At 55.8% G+C, this 4,068-nt stretch carries 2 protein-coding genes; both read left to right on the forward strand.

Going from position 1 to position 4,068, the window contains the following annotated elements:
• Positions 1-160: 160 nt before the first annotated feature.
• Positions 161-2,923: a DUF1553 domain-containing protein gene (locus ACO1NT_RS16870; protein ID WP_449049910.1), complete on the forward strand. Its 2,763-nt coding sequence runs from the start codon at positions 161-163 to the stop codon at positions 2,921-2,923.
• 1 nt (position 2,924) lies between these two features.
• Positions 2,925-4,068 (forward strand): DUF1501 domain-containing protein (locus tag ACO1NT_RS16875; RefSeq protein ID WP_449049911.1); only part of this gene is annotated, 1,144 nt, incomplete at its 3' end.

The following is a 4,068-nucleotide window of genomic DNA, read 5'->3' on the forward strand; positions in this document are numbered from 1 at the left end:
ATCAAAAAATGAGCGAAAGGCCTGCGGCACGCCAATTATTGCATAGCTTTGTGATGTATATGAAGGGGGCGGAGTTTAAGCCAACCCTATCGTTGGAAGAAAATACAATCCGTTCGTTGACGGAATAACGATGCTAACCAGTAAACAGAAGAATCTAGAGATGTGGAAAAAAATAGGGGTATATAGCGTAATCGGCTTGGCCATACTGCTTATCGGCGTGTTTAGCCTACGGAACGAAGAGCGTATTGATTTCAGTGCCGACGTAAAACCTATTCTCAACAAACATTGTATCAGCTGCCACGGCGGCGTAAAGAAGAATGGCGGCTTCAGTCTGCTCTTCGAAGAAGAGGCCTTCGCAGCCACTGAATCGGGCGAGCCTGCAATTAAGCGCGGAGACGCAGCCCATAGCAACTTTATTAAACGGCTTACCGAAACCGACCCGGAGCTACGTATGCCCTATAAGGCGGCACCGCTGAGCGACGAAGAAATCGACGTGCTTACGCGGTGGGTGAATGAAGGGGCCGAATGGGGTTCGCACTGGGCATATGCCCTGCCGGAGTCCGTGCCGGTGCCCAAGCCCCGGTTTTCATTGGGGGGGCTATTCAGTGGCGGCGGTAGCCGCTTCCCCAGCAATATCGATTATTTCATCAAGGAGAAACACAGCGAAGCGAACATGGGCTTTTCGCCAGAGGCCGACAAGGAAACATTGCTGCGCCGTGTGCACCTAGACATCGTGGGCCTGCCACCCACACTCGAACAGGTGGAAGCATTTGTGAACGACAGCCGTGAAAACGCCTATGAGCTCCGCGTGGACAGCCTGCTCGCATCGCCGCATTTCGGCGAACGGTGGGCATCGTGGTGGTTGGACTTGGCCCGTTACGCCGATACCAAAGGCTATGAAAAAGACAATGGCCGCGAGATATGGGCTTATCGCGATTGGGTAATCAAGGCCTTCAATGCCGATATGCCGTTTGACCAATTTACCATTGAGCAACTGGCGGGCGATTTGTTGCCGGAACCGACCAAGGACCAACTGATCGCGACAGCTTTTCACCGCAATACGATGAATAATGACGAAGGGGGCACGGACGACGAGGAATTCCGCGTGGCGGCCGTGATGGACCGGGTCAACACCACCTACCAGGTGTGGATGAGTACGACGTTTGAATGCGTGCAATGCCATAGTCATACTTATGACCCCATCAAATTTGAAGAATACTATAAATCGTATGCCTTTTTCAATAATACGCGTGACGAAGACACCTACGGCGAGCACCCGAAGCTACGGCTGTACGGTGCCGCGGAGCAGCGGCAGATAGATAGCATCGAAACATGGCTAGCGCAATATGCCACGCCCGAGCAGCTGGCGTCGACCGACCTGTTCCTCACTACGCTCGAACCGAAATACCACGCACATTATTGCGACTCGTTGGAGAACGGTGCGTTGGCCGACACCAAATGGCTGGCCATGCGCAATGGGGGCACTGCCCGGATGAAGGCCATCACACTCGATGGGAAGGATGCCTTTTATGTAAGTTACTTTGGGGCGGCACCGGGTGGCCACATGGAAATACGTGCCGATTCGCCGACCGGCCGGGTGCTCGTTGATTTCGCCATACCCACCACGCAGGGGAGCCGCGTGATTGAGGTTGCCATGCAGCCCACAACGGGAACACACGATCTGTTTTTGAGGTTCCGCAATCCGTCGATTTCGAACGAACAGGCAGTTGCTATGATCGAATGGATGGCGTTCCGCCCGCGATTGGCTGGAACTGAAGATCCGGCGTACGCCGCAAAAGAGGCTGATTTTTTAGCGCTGCTGAACCACCAACCCCCGGCGATACCGATCATGGTAGAAAACCCATCGGATATGGCGCGGACTACCCACGTCTTTGAGCGAGGCAACTGGATGGTACATGGTGAAGCGGTGGCGCCGGCGGTGCCCGAGGCGCTGCACGATTTTCCTGACGGCGCCCCCGACAACCGGCTGGGATTTGCCCAGTGGGTGGTGAGTAAAGACAATCCGCTTACGGCCAGGACCGTGGTGAACCGCCTATGGGCGCAACTGTTCGGCCGGGGGCTCGTGGAGCCATTGGGCGATATGGGTACCCAAAGCACGCCGCCCATACCCCGCGAACTCCTCGACTGGGTGGCACCCGAATTCATGCATAGCATGGATTGGCACGTAAAAGACCTGCTGAAGGAAATGGTGATGGCAAAGACCTATCGGCAATCGTCCCTGATTGAAGACGGGGCGCTGGAGGCCGATCCGGCAAACGAGTATTACGGAAGGGGGCCGCGCTTCCGCTTAGGGGCAGAGCAGATCCGTGACCAATCGCTGGCCGTGAGCGGGCTGCTGAGCGACAAAATGTTTGGTCCCAGTGTAATGCCATACCAACCCGAAGGAGTGTGGATGACCGTGTACAGTGGTGCTGTATGGCGAAAAAGCGAGGGCGAAGACCAGTATCGGCGGGGCGTATACACCTTCATCAAACGCACGAGCCCCTATCCATCATTCGTTACGTTTGATGGGTCGAGCCGCGAAGTGTGTGTAGTAGACCGTATACGGACGAATACGCCCCTGCAAGCATTGACTACGCTCAACGACCCCGTTTTCCTCGAGGCCGCCTACCATCTTGGTAAGCGGATGGCTGCGGGTGCAGGCGATGGAAGTGATGGAATCGACATGGGGATAACGCTGGGCTATCGGCTGGCTATGCAACGCGATCTAGCCGTGGAAAAGAAGGAGGCATTACGCAAACTCTATGATGAAGCATATGCATACTATTCGGCGGATGCCGACGCATTGGCGCAATTCAATAGGGACTTTAGGGCTGCTGAGCGGGGTGATGCCCGCGTCGCGGCGTTTTCCGTGGTGGCGAATGCCTTGATTAATTTGGATGAATTTTTAACGAAATCGTGATATGATGGATATCGATAAGTTGGCAAAAGAAGCACAGCGGTATCAGTTACAATCGGTAACCCGGCGGCACTTCCTGCGGGAATGCGTGGCTGGGGTTGGCAGTATGGCGCTGGGCTACATGCTGGGCGGACTTGGGGGATGCTCATCGTCCGCAGGCCGTCCGTTGGGAGCAGGGATAGACCTTGGGTCGTTGAACCCGATGGCGCCACGGGCACCTCATTTCGCGGCCAAGGCGAAGCGCATCATTTACTTGCACATGGCCGGGGCACCATCGCAGTTGGAACTGTTTGATTACAAGCCCGAATTGCAGAAGCTGCATAACCAACCGTGTCCCGAATCACTGCTGGCGGGCAAGAAGTTCGCCTTTATACGGGGGGTGCCCAACATGCTGGGACCACAGGCCAACTTCAAGCAGCATGGCCAGAGCGGTGCATGGGTGTCTGACTACCTCCCCCACTTCAGCAAGATGGTGGATGAGGTGAGCTTCCTGAAAGCCATGCACACCGAGCAATTCAACCATGGGCCGGCCCAACTGTTTATGCATACCGGCCATGCGCGACTGGGGCGGCCGAGTATGGGCTCGTGGGTGACCTATGGGCTCGGGACGGAAAACAGCAACCTGCCGGGGTTTGTGGTACTGACCTCGGGCGGTAAAACGCCCGATGCCGGTAAGAGTGTGTGGGGCAGCGGTTTCCTCCCATCGGTGTACCAAGGGGTGCAATGCCGGTCGAAAGGCGATCCGGTACTGTACATCAGCGACCCCGAAGGGATGGGCAGGGACCTCAAGAAACAAACAATCGACGCCATCAACGCCGTAAACCAAGAAGAATACAACAGTTATGGCGACCCGGAAACGTTGGCCCGCATTGCGCAGTACGAGATGGCATTCAACATGCAGGTGGCCGTGCCGGAAGTGATGGACATTGGAAGCGAGCCGGCATACATCCATGAGCTTTACGGCACGCAGCCCGGAAAGGAATCCTTTGCGAATAATTGCCTGCTGGCCCGTAAATTGGTGGAGCAGGGCGTGCGCTTCGTGCAGCTGTTTGATTGGGGATGGGATAGCCACGGTACCAATGCCAAGGACTCCATCGATATCGGCTTCAAGGATAAATGCCGGGAGATAGATCGGCCGATGACGGCAT

The sequence above is a fragment of the Parapedobacter sp. genome (assembly GCF_053550995.1).